Annotated in this window: 18 protein-coding genes; 10 read left to right on the forward strand and 8 right to left on the reverse strand. The window is 72.5% G+C overall.

The window, feature by feature from the left end:
- Positions 1-110: 110 nt before the first annotated feature.
- A complete protein-coding gene (locus OIE67_RS04760; protein ID WP_326637013.1) occupies positions 111-2,342 on the forward strand; it encodes an MFS transporter in 2,232 nt (743 codons plus the stop codon).
- Positions 2,343-2,423: 81 nt separating this feature from the next.
- Here the strand turns inward: OIE67_RS04760 and OIE67_RS04765 are convergent, their stop codons facing one another.
- The 3 genes from OIE67_RS04765 to OIE67_RS04775 form a co-directional block, all read right to left on the reverse strand.
- Complete coding sequence (locus tag OIE67_RS04765; RefSeq protein WP_326637015.1) at positions 2,424-3,092, reverse strand: TetR/AcrR family transcriptional regulator; 669 nt, start codon at positions 3,090-3,092, stop codon at positions 2,424-2,426.
- Positions 3,093-3,272: 180 nt separating this feature from the next.
- Complete coding sequence (locus OIE67_RS04770; RefSeq protein ID WP_326637016.1) at positions 3,273-3,710, reverse strand: nuclear transport factor 2 family protein; 438 nt, start codon at positions 3,708-3,710, stop codon at positions 3,273-3,275.
- Between the two features lie 197 nt (positions 3,711-3,907).
- Positions 3,908-4,603 carry a helix-turn-helix transcriptional regulator gene (locus tag OIE67_RS04775; RefSeq protein ID WP_326637018.1) on the reverse strand — a complete coding sequence of 232 codons (696 nt, stop codon included), beginning with the start codon at positions 4,601-4,603 and terminating at the stop codon, positions 3,908-3,910.
- Positions 4,604-4,722: 119 nt separating this feature from the next.
- Between OIE67_RS04775 and OIE67_RS04780 the strand changes: the two genes are divergently transcribed.
- The 5 genes from OIE67_RS04780 to OIE67_RS04800 all read left to right on the forward strand — a co-directional run bounded on the left by OIE67_RS04780 (position 4,723) and on the right by OIE67_RS04800 (position 8,406).
- A complete protein-coding gene (locus tag OIE67_RS04780; RefSeq protein ID WP_326637020.1) occupies positions 4,723-5,232 on the forward strand; it encodes a DUF2231 domain-containing protein in 510 nt (169 codons plus the stop codon).
- A 27-nt stretch (positions 5,233-5,259) separates the two neighbouring features.
- The gene (locus tag OIE67_RS04785; RefSeq protein ID WP_326637022.1) at positions 5,260-5,751 is read left to right on the forward strand and encodes a hypothetical protein; all 492 of its coding nucleotides are present in this window, start codon (positions 5,260-5,262) and stop codon (positions 5,749-5,751) included.
- Between the two features lie 24 nt (positions 5,752-5,775).
- Entirely contained in the window at positions 5,776-6,147 is a 372-nt protein-coding gene (locus OIE67_RS04790) for an arsenate reductase family protein (RefSeq protein WP_326637024.1), read from the forward strand.
- Positions 6,148-6,235: 88 nt separating this feature from the next.
- Positions 6,236-6,745, forward strand: coding sequence for a hypothetical protein (locus OIE67_RS04795; protein WP_326637026.1), 510 nt, complete (start codon positions 6,236-6,238; stop codon positions 6,743-6,745).
- Positions 6,746-6,954: 209 nt separating this feature from the next.
- Positions 6,955-8,406: a serine/threonine protein kinase gene (locus OIE67_RS04800; RefSeq protein ID WP_326637028.1), complete on the forward strand. Its 1,452-nt coding sequence runs from the start codon at positions 6,955-6,957 to the stop codon at positions 8,404-8,406.
- A 10-nt stretch (positions 8,407-8,416) separates the two neighbouring features.
- Here OIE67_RS04800 and OIE67_RS04805 read toward each other — a convergent pair whose 3' ends face one another.
- Together OIE67_RS04805 and OIE67_RS04810 are read right to left on the reverse strand one after the other, a co-directional pair.
- A complete protein-coding gene (locus OIE67_RS04805; RefSeq protein ID WP_326637030.1) occupies positions 8,417-9,934 on the reverse strand; it encodes an ABC transporter substrate-binding protein in 1,518 nt (505 codons plus the stop codon).
- Positions 9,935-10,036: 102 nt separating this feature from the next.
- Positions 10,037-10,768 (reverse strand): SDR family oxidoreductase, encoded by a 732-nt coding sequence (locus OIE67_RS04810; RefSeq protein ID WP_326637032.1) that lies wholly within the window; start codon positions 10,766-10,768, stop codon positions 10,037-10,039.
- A 73-nt stretch (positions 10,769-10,841) separates the two neighbouring features.
- Between OIE67_RS04810 and OIE67_RS04815 the strand changes: the two genes are divergently transcribed.
- The 4 genes from OIE67_RS04815 (at position 10,842) to OIE67_RS04830 (ending at position 16,562) form a co-directional block, all read left to right on the forward strand.
- Positions 10,842-11,651, forward strand: a complete 810-nt coding sequence (locus OIE67_RS04815) for a helix-turn-helix transcriptional regulator (protein WP_326637034.1) — start codon at positions 10,842-10,844, stop codon at positions 11,649-11,651.
- Between the two features lie 187 nt (positions 11,652-11,838).
- Positions 11,839-13,089, forward strand: a complete 1,251-nt coding sequence (locus OIE67_RS04820) for a phospholipase D-like domain-containing protein (RefSeq protein WP_326637036.1) — start codon at positions 11,839-11,841, stop codon at positions 13,087-13,089.
- Between the two features lie 100 nt (positions 13,090-13,189).
- Complete coding sequence (locus OIE67_RS04825; protein WP_326637038.1) at positions 13,190-15,028, forward strand: DUF2264 domain-containing protein; 1,839 nt, start codon at positions 13,190-13,192, stop codon at positions 15,026-15,028.
- Between the two features lie 151 nt (positions 15,029-15,179).
- The gene (locus tag OIE67_RS04830; protein ID WP_326637040.1) at positions 15,180-16,562 is read left to right on the forward strand and encodes a S28 family serine protease; all 1,383 of its coding nucleotides are present in this window, start codon (positions 15,180-15,182) and stop codon (positions 16,560-16,562) included.
- Between the two features lie 66 nt (positions 16,563-16,628).
- Here the strand turns inward: OIE67_RS04830 and OIE67_RS04835 are convergent, their stop codons facing one another.
- Genes OIE67_RS04835 through OIE67_RS04845 form a run of 3 tightly spaced genes read right to left on the reverse strand, consistent with a single transcriptional unit; the run spans position 16,629 to position 19,335 of the window.
- The gene (locus tag OIE67_RS04835) at positions 16,629-17,720 is read right to left on the reverse strand and encodes a Gfo/Idh/MocA family protein (RefSeq protein WP_326637042.1); all 1,092 of its coding nucleotides are present in this window, start codon (positions 17,718-17,720) and stop codon (positions 16,629-16,631) included.
- Entirely contained in the window at positions 17,717-18,496 is a 780-nt protein-coding gene (locus OIE67_RS04840) for a ThuA domain-containing protein (protein ID WP_326637044.1), read from the reverse strand. Before OIE67_RS04840 ends, OIE67_RS04835 begins: the two co-directional genes overlap by 4 nt.
- 20 nt (positions 18,497-18,516) lie before the next feature.
- Positions 18,517-19,335 carry a carbohydrate ABC transporter permease gene (locus tag OIE67_RS04845; RefSeq protein WP_326637046.1) on the reverse strand — a complete coding sequence of 273 codons (819 nt, stop codon included), beginning with the start codon at positions 19,333-19,335 and terminating at the stop codon, positions 18,517-18,519.
- Positions 19,336-19,361: the final 26 nt, after the last annotated feature.

The raw sequence follows: 19,361 nt of genomic DNA on the forward strand, positions 1-19,361 counted from the left end.
AGCCGTCTCTTTCTTCGTCCGCTGGCCTGTGATGTGCATCATGCACAAGTTGTGCATGGAGCATAGCGTGTGTATGGTGCATTCGGCATAAACAGGTAAGAGGGGGATGAATGGTGCACTCTGCGCCTGCCGTGCGTTCCGGCGGCGGGATCGTCAGCGTGCTCGCGGTGGCCGGCATCGTGGGTGCGCTCATGCAGACCCTGGTGGTGCCCCTGGTCGGCGAGCTGCCCCGGCTGCTGAACGCGAGCGCCGCCGACACCTCTTGGGTGCTCACCGCGACGCTGCTGGTGGGCGCGGTCGCCACCCCCGTCGTCGGCAAACTCGGCGACCTGTACGGCAAGCGCCGCATGATGCTCGTCTGCTCGATCCCCCTCATGGCCGGCTCCGTCGTGTGCGCGTTGTCCGGCTCGCTGATCCCCATGATCGTCGGCCGCGGCATGCAGGGGCTCGGCGTGGGCATGATCCCGCTCGGGGTGAGCGCGCTGCGCGACCTGCTGCCGCCCCAGCGGATCGGCCCCGCCATCGCGCTGATGAGCTCCTCGATGGGCATCGGCGGCGCTCTCGGCCTGCCCATCTCCGCCGCCGTCGCCGAGTACGCGGACTGGCGGATGCTGTTCTGGGGCTCGGCCGCGCTCAGCGTGCTGGTCGCCGTACTGATCTGGACCCTCGTGCCGGCCACGCCCGCCACCGCCAGGGGCCGCCTCGACGTCGTCGGAGCCGTCGGGCTCGGCACGGCGCTCGTCTGCCTGCTGCTCGGCGTGTCCAAGGGCGCCGACTGGGGCTGGGCCAGCGGCACCACCCTCGGGCTCCTCGGCGCCGCCGTGGTCGTCCTGCTGCTGTGGGGGCTGTTCGAGCTGCGCGTCCGGGACCCGCTGGTGGACCTGCGGGTGACCGCCCGGCCGCAGGTGCTCTTCACCAACCTGGCCTCCATCCTGGTCGGCTTCGCGATGTACGCGCAGTCGCTGGTCGTCATGCAGATCCTGCAACTCCCCGTGGCCACCGGGTACGGTCTCGGCCAGTCGATGCTGGCGGCCGGGCTGTGGCTGGCTCCGGCCGGGCTGATGATGATGGCCGTCTCCTCGCTCGGTGCCCGCCTGTCGGCCGCCCGGGGGCCCAAGATCAGCCTGTTCGCCGGGGCGCTGGTCATCGCGGCCGGGTACGGGGCCTCGCTGGGGCTGATGGACTGGGCCTGGGGGCTGATGATCGCCAGCTGCGTGGCCAACATCGGCGTCGGGCTCGCCTACGGCGCCATGCCGGCGCTCATCATGGGCGCCGTACCGCAGACCGAGACCGCCTCCGCCAACAGCTTCAACACGCTCATGCGCTCCATCGGCACCTCGGTCTCCGCCGCCGTGGTGGGCGTCGTCCTGGCCCAGATGAGCACGACGCTCGGCGGGCACAGCCTGCCGTCGGAGGGCGGCTTCCGTACGGCGCTGCTGATCGGCTGCGGCGTCGCCCTCGCAGCCTCCTTCGTCACCCTGACCCTCCCCAACCCCCGCCCCACCACCCCACGACCTCCCGCCGGACTGGCCACCGGGCCTGCAGTTGGGCCAGCCGCTGGATCTGCCGCCGACCTGGCCGCCGGCCCGCACTCGGCCGCCGACCCGCACTCGGCCAGTGGCCTGCTCTCTGCCAACGGCTTGCACTCGGCCGCCGGCCCTCACTCGGTCAGTGGCCCGCACTCGGCCACCGGCCCGCTCCCTGCCGACGGCCCGCACTCAGCCAGCGGTGCGCATTTGGCCAGTGGCCCGCGGTCGGCCGCCGGGTCTTACGCCGGTGCGGGTGCGAATGCCGATGCGATTGCCGATGCCGGTGCAGACTCCAGTGCTGGTGCGGGTGCCGATGCGGGTGCGGGTGCGAGTACCGGTGCGGGGGCCGGTGGCGGGTTCTCGTATCGGGCTTCTGCCGGCGACGTGCGGGTGGCGGATGGTGAGCCGGGGCGGCGTTCGTCCGGCGAGGCGACTCAGCCGTTCGGGCGGGTGGCGCAGCCCGTGCCGATCGTGCACGAGGAGCTCGGGCCTTGGGGGGACGCGTTCCGGTCGCGCGAGGAGCGGGTCGCCCCTCAGGGGGCCGGTCGTCCGGACCCGTCGCCCGCGTACCTGCCGCAGGACCGGCCGACGGCGGACGAGCTGGCCGAGCTGCGCTGGCTGCGCAGGGAGAACGCCGAACTGCGCCGGGTGAACCTGGAGTTGCGCGGCGAGTGCGCGACCGTACGGGACGAGAACGCCGAGATCCGCGCGGAGAACACCGGGCTGCGCGAGGAGAACACGGAGCTGCGCCGGGAGCTCGACGTGCTCATGGGAAGCGTGTCCGCCTGGGTGAAGAACCTGGCCGACCGCTGATGGGCCAGCCGTCCTGATCGGGCCGGGGGTCAGACGGTCGGGTTCAAGGCGGAGGCCAGAGGGTCGGGTTCGGGCTGGAGGTCAGCGGTGGCGGTCGAGGCCGGTGGCCAGTTCGGCGATGGCCTCGTCGATCTGCTTGCCCAGTACGGCCATGGACGGCGTCAGCTCTGGGCCGGGTCCCGGCAGCAGCCACTGATCCAGGACGACACGAAGCGCCGACAGTACCGCAGCCGCGCACACCGCCGGATAGACCGGGCCGTTCCCCGGACCGTGGCCAGGAGGGGGGAGGCCGAGGCGGTCGGCGATCGCGGTGGCGAGGGCCTGTTCCTGGGCGGCGAGCACGGCCAGCTTCTGCGGCACCAGCGACGGCGCCTTCCGGACCAGCCGCATCACCGCGAGGTAGTCGCGACCGGCCGCGTCGCTGCGGTTCATGACGGTGAGCACCGCCTCGCGGAACGCCTGGAGCACTGACTCGGTGAGCGGCCGGGCCCGGAACTCGGCGATGAGCACCTCTGCCCCGGACGACAGCGAGGCCACCACCGCCTCCTCCTTGCTGGAGAAGTAGTTGAAGAAGGTGCGCAGCGCGATGTCGGCCTCGTAGGCGATCTGCTCGACCGTGACGTTCTCGACGCCGTGCCGCAGCGACAGGCGCAGCGCGGCGTCGCGCAACGCGGCTCGCGTGGCCTGTTTCTTACGCTCACGGCGCCCGACGACCGGCTCAGCGGTCTCGGTCGGCGCAGGATGGCTCACCCGTTCTCCTCTCCTGCCACGGTCGGCCGGTCCCTCATTATGAGGCTTCGGCCGACCACGTCAGGACGGCTTCGGGTGACCGTTACGGGTGGTTCGCCCGGCCGATCGGGTGGGCCCGTCCCGGTGGGGCGGTCAGGCGATGAGCCCGTACTCGATCCCGGTCCGCCGCCGTTCAGACCCTCATCCCTTGATCGTGGTGCCCTGCGCGGAGACGAGGTGCCAGAGGCCGGGGGAGGAGGCGGCGTACACGTGGGTGTACCGGCTCGCGGCGCTGAACGGGGTGCCGTCGGGGTTGGTGAAGTACATCCCGGTACGTCCGACGACGATCCCCACGTCCCCGACCACCCGCACGACCGCTTCGCCGGGGAACGACTCGATCCGGGGGAACTCCAGGGACCCGGACGCGACCAGGCCGATCACCGTCTCCTTGTCGGCGACGGCCCCGTCCTCGACGCCCACGAGGAGGAAGTCGTCCGACAGCAGCTCCTTGAGGCGACCGGCGTCGCCGCTCACCAGGGCGTCGAAGAAGCTCTGGTCGTGATCGAGGAGAATGTCGCGGACGGAGTCGGGCGGAGTGCCGGGGGAGGCGCCGCCGGGAGTGCCGTGGTCGGAGGTCATGGGAGTCCGTTCGTCGAAGCAGGGACGGACACCAAGGGTAGACATTGACGCCGGTGTCAAGGTCAAGCGGACGGTGCCCGGGCCGGGCCGGCGAAGTCCTGGTCGGGTGGACGAGTTCTGGTCAGGCGGATGGTCTGGTCCGGTAGACGGGTCCTGTTCGGGTGAACGGTGTCCTGGTCGGACGCGCAGTGTTCCGGTCAGGGGGATGGTGGCCGGGCGGCGAGGGTGACGCAGCAGTTGCCGGGCTTCGGTGCGAGGGTGGCGTCGAGGGTGGTGGCGCCGAGGCCGTCGAGGAGGCCCGAGACGAAGGCGTGGTTGATGGCGCAGACGAGGTCGGGGTCGTCGGCCGCCATCGGGTGGAACGGGCAGTTGCGCAGGCTCATCCGCGTGGGGGCGTCGCGGGCGGGCTCGAAGCCGTGGCGTTCGAGCAGGTCGGCGACGTAGGTGAGGGCCCGCTCCGGGCCGAGCCGCCCCGGGCTGAGCCGGTCGCGGTCGGCCGCGCCCAGCGACCGCCCGTGAGAGGCGGCCGAGCGCAGCGCCGCGTCGGTGCCGCTCTCGCCGGGGGCCTGGTGGCGTACGGCCCGCAGCAGGATGCCGGCCAGCAAGCCGTGCTCACGCGGCGGGATGCTGATCTGCAGGCTCGTCTCGGCCGGCGCGTACACCTTGGGCGTACGGCCTGCGCGGCGCAGACCGGCCGGACGGGCGTAGGAGACGGAGAGCAGGCCGACGGCGACCAGCTTGTCCAGGTGGAAGGCGGCGAGCTTGCGCGAGATGCCCGCGTCGCGGGCGGCCTCGTCGCGGGTCACGGGGGCGGGCGAGCGGCGGACGTGGTCGTAGAGGCGGCGCCGCAGATCGTCGCCGAGCACCGCGACGGCTTCCAGCGCTGAGCTCATGAGGTGACAGTAACACCCATTCTGGTGGGTCAAATGATGAAGACAGCCTCCTCTAACTGTGCGGCCATAGACCTTCCATCGAATAAAGCTAAAACTTATTGGCAAATAGGAGGTGGGCCGTGACCAGTCCACTGCATCGCGCCAAGCGCCCGGCGACCGCTCTCGCCGGCCCGTACGGGCATCCGTTCCATCCGATCCTGGTCACCGTGCCCATCGGTGCCTGGGTGACCAGCCTGGTCTTCGACCTCGCCTCGTACGTCGTGCCCGACCCGGCTTTCCTGGTCAGGGGCTCGCTCTGGCTGATCGCGACGGGCGTGATCGGGGCGCTGGGGGCGGCCCTGTTCGGGTTCCTCGACTTCCTCGGCATCGAGCGGGGGACCGCCGCGTACCGCACGGGCATCGTGCACATGTGCCTCAACCTGACGGTCACAGCCGCGTACGGACTGGCCTGGGCCTGGCGCGCCGCCGGTGGCGCCACGGCCGAGCCGGTCCCCGCCGGGCAGGTGGCCCTGGCGGCCGTCAGCCTGGCCGCCCTGGCGGTCTCGGGCTACCTGGGAGGCAAGCTCGCCTACCGGTACGGCGTCCGCGTCGCCGACGAGAAGACGCAGGCCGAAGGTTTCCACACCTGATCAGCACCTGATCCGCGAAGGAGGATCATGGACATCGCCGCACTCATCACCTGGATCGTCACCGCGCTCGGCGGCTTCGCCATGCTGGGCATCTGGATCTCCCGGGGCGGCCTGCGCCGCGACGAGGGCGCCCCCACCCGGCTGCCCTCGCCCGTGGTCTTCGGGCATCTGCTGCTCGCCGCCGCGGGGCTGGTCGCCTGGATCCTCTACCTGGCGACCGGCTCGGCCGCCCTCGGCTGGACGGCGCTGGTCCTGCTGGTGCCGGTGGCGTTGCTGGGCTTCGTCATGCTGGGCCGCTGGATCCCGGTCCACCGCGCCGCAGCCCCCGGGAGCGCAGCTCCTGAGACGTCCGCGCCCGCGACCGCCGCCTTCCAGGCCACCGCCCCAGGGACCGCGCCCGGGGCCGCCGCCGGAGCCGTCGCGCCGGCCGAGCGGCACTTCCCGATCGCGGTCGTGATCGGGCACGGAGTGCTGGCCGTCGTCACGCTCGTGCTCGTCCTGCTCACCGTCCTCGGCTGAGGCCGGCCGGTACGGTCGTGAGCCATGGAGATCTGGATCAATCCCGCGTGCTCGAAGTGCCGCTCCGCCCTGTCGGTCCTGGACGCCGAGGCCGCCGACTACACCGTGCGGCATTACCTGGAGGACCCGCCGGGCGAGGCGGAGCTGCGCGAGGTCCTGGCCCGGCTCGGCCTCGAACCGTGGGACATCACCAGGACCGGTGAGGCGCGGGCGGCCGAGCTGGGCATGGACGCCTGGCCACGCGACGCCGCCCACCGGGACCGGTGGATCGCGGCGCTGGCGAAGGACCCGATCCTGATCCAGCGCCCGATCATCACCGCCGACGACGGTTCGGCGGTGATCGGCCGGTCCGAGGATGCCGTACGCCGTACGCTCCAGAACCGAGACAAGGGCTGACGAGGCGGCGTCCGGCGTGGCGCAGGCCGGGGCGGGGTCACGTTCGTCACAATGGGCAGCAGTCTGAGCACCATCTGCGAGGGGGCGCATGCGGTCCATCACGAGGGCGACGGCGGCGCTCGCCCTGCCCGTCCCGCTGGCCGTCATCTCCCTGACCACCTCGCCCGCCGCCGCCACCGACGACTCCGCCGCCACCGCCGCCACCGCCGCCACCGACGACTCCGACGACGACCAGCCGAAGTGGCGCAAGCTCACGTCGTTCCGCATCTCGCCCGAGGCGCCGCACCAGAACGACGTCCTCAGGGTGCTGTTGCACTGTCCTGCCGAGGCGAACCACGCGATCCTCGGCTCCACCGCGTTCATGCTGAAGGGCTCGTGGCGCCGCTACCGCGAGGTCGGCGTGGGCCTGACGAGCCGGGGCTTCGGCAGGCGGGCCGTGATCATCTCCCGCTACGCACCCCCGGGGGATCACGAGGTGCGGATGAAGTGCGTCAAGGTGAGCATCCACAAGCCGAGCGGCCTGCGGAAGGTCAAGGTGCTCAGCCGGGCCGCGCTGCCGCTCGTGGTGCGTGAGTTCCACATCGGCCAGTACTTCTGAGCACGGCTACCAGAGTTGTGGACGGCGAGGTCCAGGTGGATCGCGGCGGCCATGCCGACGGGGGAGATGTCCTCGGGCCCGTGCACGGCGTTCTTGATCGATCCCGACCTCCAGCGGGATCCGGGCCTCGATGAGCTGCCGGACCGTCGGCCGGCCCGCGTTGATCAGTAGGATCACCCTGTTCGGTGATCCGGCGATCGGGAGCCTCGATGAGCGACCCGGGCGGCTTCGGCCCCCTCACGGCGGACGAGCGCGAGGTCATCGGCCCCTACCGGATCGCGGGCCGGATGGGCGCCGGCGGCATGGGCGTGGTCTACGCGGGCACCGCGCCCGACGGCGCCAGGGTCGCGGTCAAGGTCATCCATCCCGGGCTGGCCGCCGACCCCGACTTCCGCGCCCGCTTCGTGCGCGAGGTCGACATGCTGTCCCGGGTACGGGGCCGGTGCACGGTCTCGGTGCTCGCCGCCGACACCGCCGCGATGCCGCCGTGGCTGGCCACCGAGTACGTCCCCGGCCCGACCCTGACCGCCCACGTACGCGGCGGCGGCCCGCTGGCGTACGAGCGGCTGACCGACTTCGGCGTGGACATCGCCGAGGCGCTGACCGACATCCACCGGGCCGGCGTCGTGCACCGCGACCTGAAGCCGGGCAACGTGATCCTGTCCGCGTCCGGCGCGAAGGTGCTCGACTTCGGCATCGCGCGGGCCCTCGACGAGAGCGGGCTCACCGGCACCGGCGGCCTGATCGGCACGCCGGGGTGGATCAGCCCCGAGCAGTACCGGGGCGAGCAGGCCGACGCCGCCGCCGACGTCTTCGCGTGGGGCGCGCTGATGACGTACGCCGCGACGGGGCGGCCGCCGTTCGGCACCGGGCCGCCCGAGGTGCTCGCCTACCGCGTCATGAGCACCGACCCCGACGTGTCCAAGGTGCCCGCTCCGCTGCGCGCCCTGGTGCGCGCGGCCCTGGCCAAGGACCGCGCGGCCCGGCCCGCCGCGCACGAACTCCTCGCCAGGACGGCCGCGATCAGGGCGGGCGCGGCCGACCCGGCCGGGGGCGGGAAGCGGATGACGATGCCGCTCTGGCCGGCGGCGGCGGCCGTCACGGCGGTCGTGGTGGCCGGCGTGGTGATCGCGGTGAGCTCGTCCGGAGTGCTGGGCGCGCTGGTGTCCCCGGACGGGTCCCCCGCAACCGCCGAAGCCGCCGGGCGGAGCTCCGGCGAGACGCCGTCCGACACCCCCGAGCCGGACGACACCCCGGAGCGGACTCCCGACGACACCGCCGAGCCGACCCCCGAGAAGAGCAGCAAGAGCCCCGAGAAGACTCCCGAGGAGAGCGAGACCCCGACCCCGAGCCGGACCAGACGGCCCTTCATCCCGTGCGCGAGCGCGTCCGCGGTGCTGAGCTACCTGAAGCGGATGAACCAGGGCAGCCTGCCCGCCGACGCCCGCGTCACCGGCAGGAAGTGCTGGGGCAAGTGGGTGGCCGCCAAGATCGAGTCGCCGAGCGTCGGCGGCGTGCAACTGGTCGCGACCCGGAACACCGGCGGCTTCACCGACGGCGAGTACGGCAGCAACTTCTGCTCGCTGACCGACCAGCCGTCCCTGCTCAGGAGCGCCCCCGCGACCATCCGCGGCTGGTTGTGCCCCAACGGGTTCAGCTGACCCGGGCCCGTCACCGGGCGGGCGCGTAGCCGTAGAGGGACGGCGTCGCCATGCAGTCCTGCGGGCTGATCGTCACCGAGCCGTCGGACACGTGCAGGTACGTCATCCGGAAGAAGGGCACGAACCAGCCGTCCTCCACCAGGTGCCGGTTGAGCGCTTCGAAATCGGCCTCGGCCGGCCTGTCCCTGAGCTTCGGCAGCAGCCGGCTGACCGTGGCGTCGGTGTAGCCGGACGGGTTGAGCGTCCCCGGCAGCACCAGGTCGCGCAGCACGGCCCAGTCGTCGGCCGACTGACGCAGATTCATGACCAGCCCCGGATACGCCTGCTCCAGCAGGATCCGCCGCAGGGCCGAGCCGTGGTCGAGCGGCTCCCACACCACCTCCACGCCGACCGCGCCCAGATCGGCCCGGAGCAGGGCGGCCAGCGTGGGGCTCACGACCGCCGGGTCGCGCGGCAGCCTGAGCGTGAATCCGTTCGCCAGCCCGGCCTCGGCCAGCAGCTCGCGCGCCCTGGCCCGGTTGAGCGCGTAGTAGGTGTCGAGCTCGGGCCGGTAGCCGGCCGTGCGCGGCCCGAAGACCTGGCCGGTGACCTGGCCGCGGCCCTGCCTGAGCTTGCTCAGCAGGGTCGGGCGGTCGACGGCGTAGTTGAGCGCCCGGCGCACCCGGGGATCCTTCAGCTCGGGCGTCACCGTGCCCGCGCGGTCGAACAGCAGCAGGCCCTGGAGGTCGGCGACCTGCTCGACGGTGCTGAACCTGGGGTCGTTCCTGACCGCCGCCTGCTGGGCCGGGTCGCGGAGCAGGGCGGCGTCGAACCGGCCGGCCGTCAGGCCGTTCACGATCGCGCTCTCGTCGGGGAGGTAGCCGAACGTGATCGTGTCGTAGGGGAGCCGCGCGCCCCAGTAGTCCGCCGCCCTCGTGAACACCCACGTGTAGCCGGCCACCGTCCTGGCCCGGTCCAGCTCGTACGGGCCGGTGCCGCTCGGGTCGATCCGCAGCCCCTCGCCGGGCAGCCCGGAAGGGGCGGCCACCAGGCCGGCCGGGCCGCTGAGCGAGGGGAGCAGCCCCGGGTCGGGCTCCGGCAGGACCAGCCTCACCCGCCTGGCGTCAACCACCTCGACCGCCTCGACCCCGGCCAGCACGGTGGCCACGGCGCCGTCGCCCCGCCGCAGGTGATCCAGGTTCGCCTTGACCGCGCTCGCGTCGAAAGGAGTGCCGTCGTCGAACCGCACGCCGGTGCGCAGGGTGAGCGTCAGCGCGGTCCTGGCGGCGTCGTAGGCCCATCCGGTGGCGAGCATGGGGCTGAGCGTGCCGTCCGGCTCCCGCCTGATCAAAGTGTCGTAGACCGCCTGGAAGTACGGCAGCGTGGCGACGGTCGCGTCTTCGGTGTCGAAGCTCGTGAGCAGGGTCGTGGTGGCGAGGTCGAGAGACGGGTCGGCCGGGGCGGACGCCGCGCCGCCGGGGACCGCGCAGCCCGCCAGCACCGTCGCCGCGGCCAGCAGGGCGAGCAACCGCGCGGGTGCGGGGGGCATGGCACTCACTCCGTCTCACGAGAGCGGCCTCAGCGCGAGGCGCCCTTCCGGATGGTCAGCCAATTCTCCCGCCGGCCGGGAGCGCTCGCGTCCCCTCGGCCGCTACCAGGGCACGGTGCTCCCGTCCCAGGAGACGAACGCTCCGGTGAGGCCGTCGTCGGGGAGCAGGGCCAGCCGCACGGCCGCCTCCGCGGCCTCGGCCGGGTCGCCGCCGGAGGCGGCTCGCGCGGTGAGATCCGTCTTGCGCAGCCCGGGGGCGAGGGCGTTCACCTTGAATCCCTCGGCGTCGAGCGCCTGCGCGTAGTAGAGCGTCAGGGCGTTCAGCGCCGCCTTGGACGAGCGGTAGGCGGCGGCCGAGCCGACGGAGACCGCGAACGGGTGCGACGGGTCCGCGCTCTGGGTCAACGATCCGGTGCCGCTGGAGATGTTCACGATCCTGGGCCTGGGGGAGCGGCGCAGCGCGGGCAGGAAGGCGTTCGTGACGGCGAGCACGCCGAAGACGTTCGTCTCGTAGGTACGGCGGAAGCCGTCCATCGACGCCTCGGGCGCCTTCGCGTCGTCGGCCATGATCCCGGCGTTGTTCACCAGGACGTCCAGGCTGTCCACCGCCCGCGCCGCCGCGGCGATGCTCTCCTCGTCGGTGACGTCGATGACCAGCGGCCGGGCATCGCCGCCGATCTCCTTGACCGCCTGCTCGCCCCGGCCCAGCTCGCGCGAGCCGACGTAGACGGTGAAACCCGCGTCCGCGAGCTGCCGGGCTATCTCCTTGCCGATCCCCTTGTTGGCGCCGGTGACCAGCGCGGTGGAATCCTGCGGTGCCACGAAGTCGTTCATAGCTTCGACGATGCCATCGGCGGCAGGGGCCCAGCCAGGGACTACCGATCCCTGGAAGTGAAGGGAGAGGCACGTGGCCAAACGGGAGCTGGCCCGTTTCCTGCGGGCACGGAGGGAGGGCCTGCGTCCCGCCGACGTGGGGCTGCCCGCCGACCGGCGGCGCAGGACACCGGGGCTGCGCAGGGAAGAGGTGGCCGAGCTGGCGAACATGTCGGTCGACTACTACGCCAGGCTCGAACAGGCGCGCGGGCCCCGCCCGTCGCCGCGCGTCCTCGACGCGCTCACCGGCGCGCTGCGGCTCGACCGCGCCGAGCGCACCCACCTGTTCCAGCTCGCCGGAGCGCCGCCCGCGCCGCCGCCCGGCCCGGTACGCCGGGTCCGCCCCGACGTGTCCGGGCTGCTCGACCGCATCCCCGACGCGGGCGCCATCGTCACCGACGCGAGCTACGACGTCATCGCCTCGAACCCGCTCGCCCGCATCCTGCTGGGCGGCGACTTCGAGACCGAGCCGAACCTGGCCCGCCGCCGCTTCCTGGGCACCGGCCCGCTGCCCGAGAGCTCCGGCAGGGAGGAGTTCGGCCGCGTCGTGGTCTCCCGCCTGCGCCGGGCCGCCGAGCGGTATCCGCGGGACGCGGCGCTGGCCGGGCTGCTGCGCGAGCTGCGGGTGGGCAGCGCGGAGTTCGTCGAGCTCTGGGAGAGCGACCCGGTGCACGCGCCGGGCCACCGGACCAAGACGGTGCCGCATCCGGGCGGCGGCACGCTGCGGGTGAACTGCGACATTCTCGTGGTTCCCGACGACGATCAGCAGGTCGTCTTCATCACGGGAGACCCGGGCACGCCCGCCGCCCGCGCGCTGCGCGAACTGAACCGCACGCTGCGCTGACGGCGCGCCCGGCCCGCTGCGGCGCGGTCGGCTCGGGGCTCTTGGCGCGGCGGGCGGGCTCAACGGATGCTCAACGAGGGCTCAACGGCATCGGGCGCATCATGCGGATCGCCGGCCGCGTGCCGCCCGGAGGCGGGATCATGCGGTGGTGCGCCCAGGCGTCCGCGATCTCGTACAGGAGCCCCTCATGCGAATGAAGCGAACCACCGTCCTGGCCTGTCTCCTGGCCTCAGCCTTCACCGCCGCGCCGGTCACGGGGGCGGCGGCCGACGTGAGCGGGCCGCCGGTGATGAACGCGCCGGTGTTCAACGACCCGACGGCCGACTCGGGCGTGGCCGGCAGCCCGAGCGCCGCGCAGTCGGCCGTCATGGACCAGCTCATCAGGCTCATCAAGGCCGTCCCCGCGGGCGGCGAGATCCGGTTCGCGATGCACGAGTTCGCCCCCGGCGACCGGTCGAGCGAGGTGGCCGCGTCCCTGATCGCCGCGCACGAGCGGGGCGCCGGCGTCCAGGTGATCATGGACAGCCAGGACGACGGCGGCAACGACGCCGTCTTCGGGCAGCTCAGCGCCGCGCTCGGCACCACGGAGACGGCCGCCTCGTGGGCGGTGCGCTGCGAGTACCCGAGCCAGGACCTCGACCGAGGCTGCATCGCCCGCAACTACCTGCACGACAAGTTCGCCACCTTCTCCCGCGTCATCGCCGGCGGCGCCACCTACGACAAGGTCGTCTTCCAGAGCTCGTCGAACCTGTCCAACTGGTACCTGTACAACTCCTACAACGACGGGTTCACCCTCTCCGACGCCACGGTCTACGACGGCTACGTCCGCTACTTCAAGGACCTGCGCGCCGGCCGCCTCAAGCCGGTCAACCCCGACTACTTCTGGACGACTCCCACCGGCTCCACGTACAAGGGGCACTTCTTCCCCCGGCTCAGCTCGGCGGGCGACCCGATCGTCAACGTGCTCAAGCTGGTCAAGTGCGGCTACAAGGACGCCGAAGGCGTGCAGCGGCAGACGGACGTCCGCCTGGCCCTGACGGCCTGGAACGCCGCCAGGAAGGAGATCGCCGACGAGCTGATCCGGCTGCGCGGCGAGAACTGCTGGATCGACATCGTCTACTACGACGACCCCGCGAAGCGGAACGTCACCGACCACATCAGGGGACTGCTCGCCCGCAAGGCGTCGAACGGCAAGTATCTGCAGGTCAGGCCGTGCCGGTTCACCGTCGGAAATCGTTCCGTGGTGCCGCACACGAAGCTGATGATGATCGACGGCGCGTACGACGGCGGCATCACGCCCCGCGTCTACACCGGCAGCGCGAACTTCACCACGCTGGAGAACGCCGACGACTCCCTGCTTCGGATCAGCGGCCGTGACGTGCACTCCCAGTACCTGTCGTGGTTCTACCAGATCCGCAGCGCCTGCCGCGGCGGCTGAGCCACGGGGAGGACGGGCGCGGCAGGACTGGCCGGCGAAGCCGTCTCACCGCGCGGCACCGCGATCGGTAAGCGTTTACCGGCGTAGTATCCTCCGCTTCATGTCTTTTCGCCGCCCGCCGCCCGACGACCACCTGTCCGGTCATACCGGCTGGACCCGGGCGCACTGGGAGGCCATGGCCGACCACCTGCTCGACTCCGTGCTCCCGTACGCGACGGACGGCTTCGCCCAGTTCCGCCTGCCGGGCCGGGCGAGCAGGTCGGGGCCGGTCAGTGACGGGCTGGAGGGGTTCGCCCGCACGTTCCTGCTCGCCGCCTTCAGGATCGCCGGCGCGGGCGGCCGGGTGCCGCCCGCGCTGATCGAGCGGTACGCGAGCGGCCTGGTGGCCGGAACCGACCCCGCTCACCCGCACGCCTGGCCGCCGCTGACCGACATGTCGCAGCAGCTCGTCGAGGCCGCCTCGATCGCGCTCGCCCTGCACGAGACCCGCCCGTGGCTGTTCGACCGGCTGGCCCCGGCCGAGCGGGAGCGGGTGGTGGCCTGGCTGGCCGGGTTCATCGGGCGGCGCACCCCGGACAACAACTGGGTGCTGTTCCGGGTGGTCGTCGAGCAGTTCCTGGCCGAGGTGAGCGGGCCGTACGAACCCGCCGAGATCCAGGGCGGCCTGGAGCGCATCGAGGACTGGTACGCCGGCGACGGCTGGTACTCCGACGGCCAGGGCAAGAACTTCGACTACTACTGCGGCTGGGCGATGCACCTCTACCCGTCGCTGTGGGCCAGGATGGCCGGCGACACCGCCCGCCAGGAGCTCTACGCCGCCCGGCTGCACCGCTTCCTGGGCCAGTACCAGCACTTCTTCGCGGCCGACGGCGGTCCTGTGCACCAGGGGCGGTCGCTGACGTACCGGTTCGCCACGGTCGTCCCGTTCTGGCTGGGCGCGCTGACCGGCGCCACGCCGCTGCCGCCCGGCCGCACCCGGCGCATCGCCAGCGGTGCGCTGCGCCACTTCGCCGAGCACGGCGCGCCCGACGAGCGCGGCCTGCTCACCCTCGGCTGGTACGACGCCTTCGAGCCGGTCACGCAGTCGTACTCGGGCCCGGCGTCGCCGTACTGGGCGAGCAAGGCGTTCCTCGGCCTGCTGCTGCCCCCGGAGCACCCCGTCTGGACGGCGCCCGAGCAGGCCGCGCCCGTCGACCTGGCCGACCAGACGCTCGCCATGCCCGCGCCCGGCTGGCTGCTGCACGCCACCCGCGACGACGGCGTGGTCCGGCTGATCAACCACGGCAGCGACCGCGACCGCGTCCAGGACCAGGACATCCCCGACCCGCACTACCTCAAGTTCGCCTACACCAGCCACTCGGGACCCGAGACGGGAGGCGTGGACAACCACCTGGCCGTCCTCGCCCCCGACGGCGCCGCCTCGCTCAGGCGGCGGATCGAGCCCCTGGCCGTCGCCGACCGCTTCGCCGCCTCCGCCTACCAGGACGGTCCCGTCCGGGTGGTGACGGCCTCGGTCGTGGACGGCGCGGCCGAGATCAGGATCCACCGGGTCACCGCCCCCGAGGGGCGTCAGGTGCGCGACGGCGGTCACGCCCTGGCCGCCCCGGTGCCGCTCGACCAGAAGGAAGGGGAGGTCAGGCGGCCGGACGGCCTCGGCAGCGGGGTGCGGCCGCTGCACGGGTACGCGGGCACGGGGATCGTCACGGCCGAGGGGGCCAACGCCTTCGGCCGCTGCTCGGCCACCCCGTACGCGATCGGCGACCACCCCGGCGGCACCGCCGTCTACGTCAGCCTCGTCTGGCTGGCCGGGGCCCCGCCGGCGTCGCCCGGCGTGCGCGTCGAGGGGGACGACCTGGTCGTCCTGACGCTGCCCGGCGGCGACACGGCGACCGTCCACCTGAACGGCACCCCGTCCTGCGAACGCGCCACCTTGGGCTGACCTGGTCGCCCCGCTCGGCACGAGTCAGCGCCCCCGCGCTGAACGCGACGTAGCGGCGGGGTGGCGGGAGCGGCGGGAGGCTGTTCGGGCGGGAATGATCGGTATACGGTCGGGCGATACTGGTCCTCCTCCCCTCAAGGAGCGGCATACCGTGCGATCCCGGTTTCTGGCCGTGCTGGCGGCCGCGTTGGCCGTCGTGACGGCCCTCACGCTCAACGCTCCTCCTGCCGCGGCGCAGGACGACCTGCTGGACAGGCTCAAGGCCATCCCCGGACTCACCGTGGTCTCGGAGACCCAGCCGGCCGGCTACCGGTTCTTCGTCCTGACCTTCACCCAGCCGGCCGACCACCGCCACCCCCGCAAGGGGACCTTCCAGCAGCGGCTCACCCTGCTGCACCGCTCGGCCGAGGCGCCCGTCGTCCTCTACACCGGCGGGTACGGGCTGCCCGCCGCCCCCACGGCCTCCCGTACCGAGCCGACCCGGCTGGTGGACGGCAACCAGGTCTCCGTCGAGCACCGCTTCTTCACCCCCTCGCGCCCGTCGCCCGCCGACTGGGACGACCTGACGATCTGGCAGGAGGCGACCGACGAGCACCGCATCGTCCAGGCGCTCAAGACCGTCTACTCGGGCAAGTGGCTACAGACCGGAGCGAGCAAGGGCGGCATGACGTCGGTCTACCACCGCCGCTTCTACCCCGGCGACGTGGACGGCGTGGTGGCCTACGTCGCGCCCGACGACCCGGTGAACCAGGCGGACCAGACCTACGACCGCTTCTTCGACCGCGTCGGCACCCCCGCCTGCCGCGCCGCGCTGCGGACCGTGCAACGGGAGGCGCTCAAGCGCCGCGGCCGCATGGTGGCGCTGCTGGAGGCCGACGCGGCGCGCAACGGCTACACGTTCACGAGGACGCTCGGCAGCGCCGACCGCGGGTTCGAGATGACGATCCTCGACACGGCGTGGGCGTTCTGGCAGTACATGTCCGAGGCGGACTGCGCCGCCGTGCCGCCCGCGAGCGCCACGGACGAGGAGCTGTACGCCTGGATCGACGCGGTCACCTTCTTCGGCTTCTACACCGACCAGGGCCTAGAGTACTACTGGCCGTACTACTACCAGGCGGCCACCCAGCTCGGCTGGCCCGACCTGGAGTTCGCGCACCTGCGCGGGCTGATCCGCCACCGCGGCCTCTACCAGCCCAATTCGGTGCTGCCCGCCGAGCTGCGCTCCCGGCACGATCCGCGCCCGATGCTCGACGTGGACCACTGGGTGCGGACGCGGTCGGAGCGCATGCTCTTCGTCTACGGGCAGAACGACCCGTGGAGCGCGGAACGGTTCACCCCGAGCCGGCGTGACTCCTACCTCTACGTCGCGCCCGGCTCCAACCACGGGGCGAGCATCGCGCGGCTGAGTGAGGCGGACCGGCAGGCGGCGACCGCCACGCTGCTGCGCTGGGCGGAGGTGCCGCAGGCGCGGCGGCTGCCGGAGGCGGCGAGCCTGCCCGATGACGACATGCTGCCCGACCGTCGTACCCGCTGACCGCCGTACCCGCCGGCCGCCGCCCGCCTCCCGTTCCGGCGGAAGGCGGGCGGCGGCCGGGTGCTCTCAGCCCGTCCCGGCGGGCGTGCGGGCGGGCGCGGCCGTCCCCCAGGACGCCAGCCGCTCGCGGATCTCCGGCCGGACGGGCAGGGCCAGCGCGTCGCGGTACGCGCGTTCCAGCAGGTCGGCGAGCTCCACCCGGACCCCGCCCGACTCGGCCGAGCAGACCGCCGCCTCGACCATCGCCAGGCTGCCGAGGTTGCGGGCGATGGACCCGGACGGCTCCGCCCCGGTCCGCAGCGCCGTGACGAACTCCGCCAGCGCCCCGGCGATCTGCTCATTGGAGCCGGGCGGCACGTCGGTGACGCCGTCCACGCTGGAGGTGACCCGGGCCTCGCCGTCCCACGTCGCGCTCCCGCCGGTGCCGGCCGCCCGCCACTCGCCGTTCCACGACGTCTCCAGCCCGTCCGCGCACCAGCTGCCGCTGTAGACGTAGCGGGCGCCGCCGTCGAAGCGGAACGTCGCCGTCGCGGCGGCGTCCCCGCGGTACCAGCTCCACGAGGGATTCCAGCTCTCGCACACGACCGAGGCCGGCTCCGTGCCGAGCAGGTAGCGGGCCGCGTCGAAGGCGTGGATGGCCATGTCCACGAGCAGCGGCTGCGGCATCTCGTCGCGGAAGCCACCGAACCTCGGGGCCCGGTAGAAGCCGGTGGTGAGCAGGCCGGGCGGCCCGAGCGCGGTGATCCGCTCCCGGTAGGCGGCCAGGGCGGCGTAGTAGCGGCGCGACTGGCTGATCATCAGCAGCCGCCCGGACGCCTGCGCGGCCGCGGCCTGGACGAGCGCCTCGGCCAGCGTCGGCGCGGCCGGCTTCTCGCACAGGACGGGCACGCCGGCGAACAGCGCCTCGACGCTGACCTCGGTGTGCGCCTCGGGAACGGTGACGTTCACGACGGCGTCCGGCCGGGTCGCCGCCAGCAGGTCGCCGAGCGAGGCGCTCACCTCGGCCGCGCCGCCGACCGAGCGCACGGCCTCCGCCGCCCGCGCCACGTCGAGGTCCACGACCCCGGCCACCTGGACGTCAGGGGAGGCGGTCAGCGTACGCAGCCAGGCCATCCCCATCGAGCCCGCCCCGACCTGCACGACCCGGACCGTGCTCACCCGGCCTCCTTGTTCTCCATGGCGCCGCGGTAGCCGTGCCCGGTGAAGAAGTCGCCGCTGTCGTAGCGCAGGAGTGTCGGCAGCTCACGCCTGGACCGGTCGCCGGCCGCCCACTCGACGCCGTTCGCGATGACCTGGAGCACGTCCGGATGGTGGTAGACCGGGTAGTCCTGGTCGCCGGGGCTGAAGTAGAAGATCTTGCCGTTGCCGCGCCTGAAGGTGCAGCCGCTGCGGAACACCTCGCCGCCGGTGAAGGAGCTGATGAAGACGAGCTCGTCGGGCGCCGGGATGTCGAACTGCTCGCCGTACATCTCCTGGGCGGGGATCTCGATGGGGTGGGGGACGCCGCGGGCGATGGGATGGCCGGGGGCGACCGTCCAGACCAGCTCGCGATCGTTCTCGCTGCGCCAGCGCAGCGTGCAGGTGGTGCCCATGAGCTTGGTGAAGATCTTCGACCAGTGGCCCGAGTGCAGCACCAGCAGCCCCATGCCGGACAGCACGTGCCGGTGCACCCGCTCCACCACCTCGTCGGCCACCTCGCCGTGCGCGGCGTGCCCCCACCAGGTGAGCACGTCGGTGCCGGCCAGTACCTCCTCGGTCAGTCCGTGCTCGGGATCGTCGAGCGTGGCGGTGCCCACGGTGGCCCGCTCGCCCAGACGGGCCTCGATGCCGCGCCGGATGGCGTGGTGCATGCCGTCCGGGTAGATCTCGGCGACCTTCGGCTCGACCTGCTCGTGCCGGTTCTCACCCCAGACCGTGACGTGAATGGCTCCCATGACAGTCCCTTCTTCGATGATTACTTGACGGCGCCGCTGACGGCTCCCGCCGCGATGTAGCGCTGGGCGAAGATCAGCAGCAGGCCGGCCGGGATGGAGGCGAGCACCGCGGTGGCCATCACCGTGGCCCAGTCCTGCGAGTTCGCGCTGATGTAGTCGTAGATGCCGAGGGTGATGGGCCGGACCTCGGGCGTGCTGGTCAGCGTGAGCGCGAAGAGGAAGTCGCTCCACGCCGACAGGAAGGTGAACAGGGCCGCGGTGACGATCGCGTTCCTGCTGATCGGCACGACGATCGAGACGAACGCCCGCAGGTTGCCCGCGCCGTCCACCAGCGCCGCCTCCACCAGCGCCTGGGGGATGGAGCCCATGAACGCGCGGATGAGCAGGATCGCGAACGGGATGCCCGCGGCGGTGTTGGCCAGGATGAGACCGAAGACGTTGTTGATCAGGAAGAGCGAGTTGAACAGGGGATAGAGCGCGTTGGCGATGACCATCGCCGGGATCATCTGGGTGATCAGCAGCACCAGCAGGAAGGCGGTGCCGCCGCGGGTGCGGAAGCGGGCCAGGCCGTAGGCCGCGGGCGTGGCGATGACCAGCGTCAGCGCGACGGTGCCGAGGGCGATGAGCAGGCTCGTGACGAAGTTGCCGCCCTGCTCGGTGAGCGCCGTCGCATAACCCTCGAAGGTCGCGTGGACGGGGAAGAAGTCACTGGTCGCGGCCCCCGAGCCGGCCTGGAGGCTGCTGTTGACCATCCAGTAGACGGGGAAGATCATCACGGCGAGGAAGAAGACGCCCAGCACCGTCATGGGCAGCCGGCGCGCGGTCGATGGGTGGTTCATGGTTCGGCTTCCGATCAGCGGCTCGT

This window comes from Nonomuraea fuscirosea (assembly GCF_035917475.1).
Lineage (GTDB): Bacteria > Actinomycetota > Actinomycetes > Streptosporangiales > Streptosporangiaceae > Nonomuraea > Nonomuraea fuscirosea.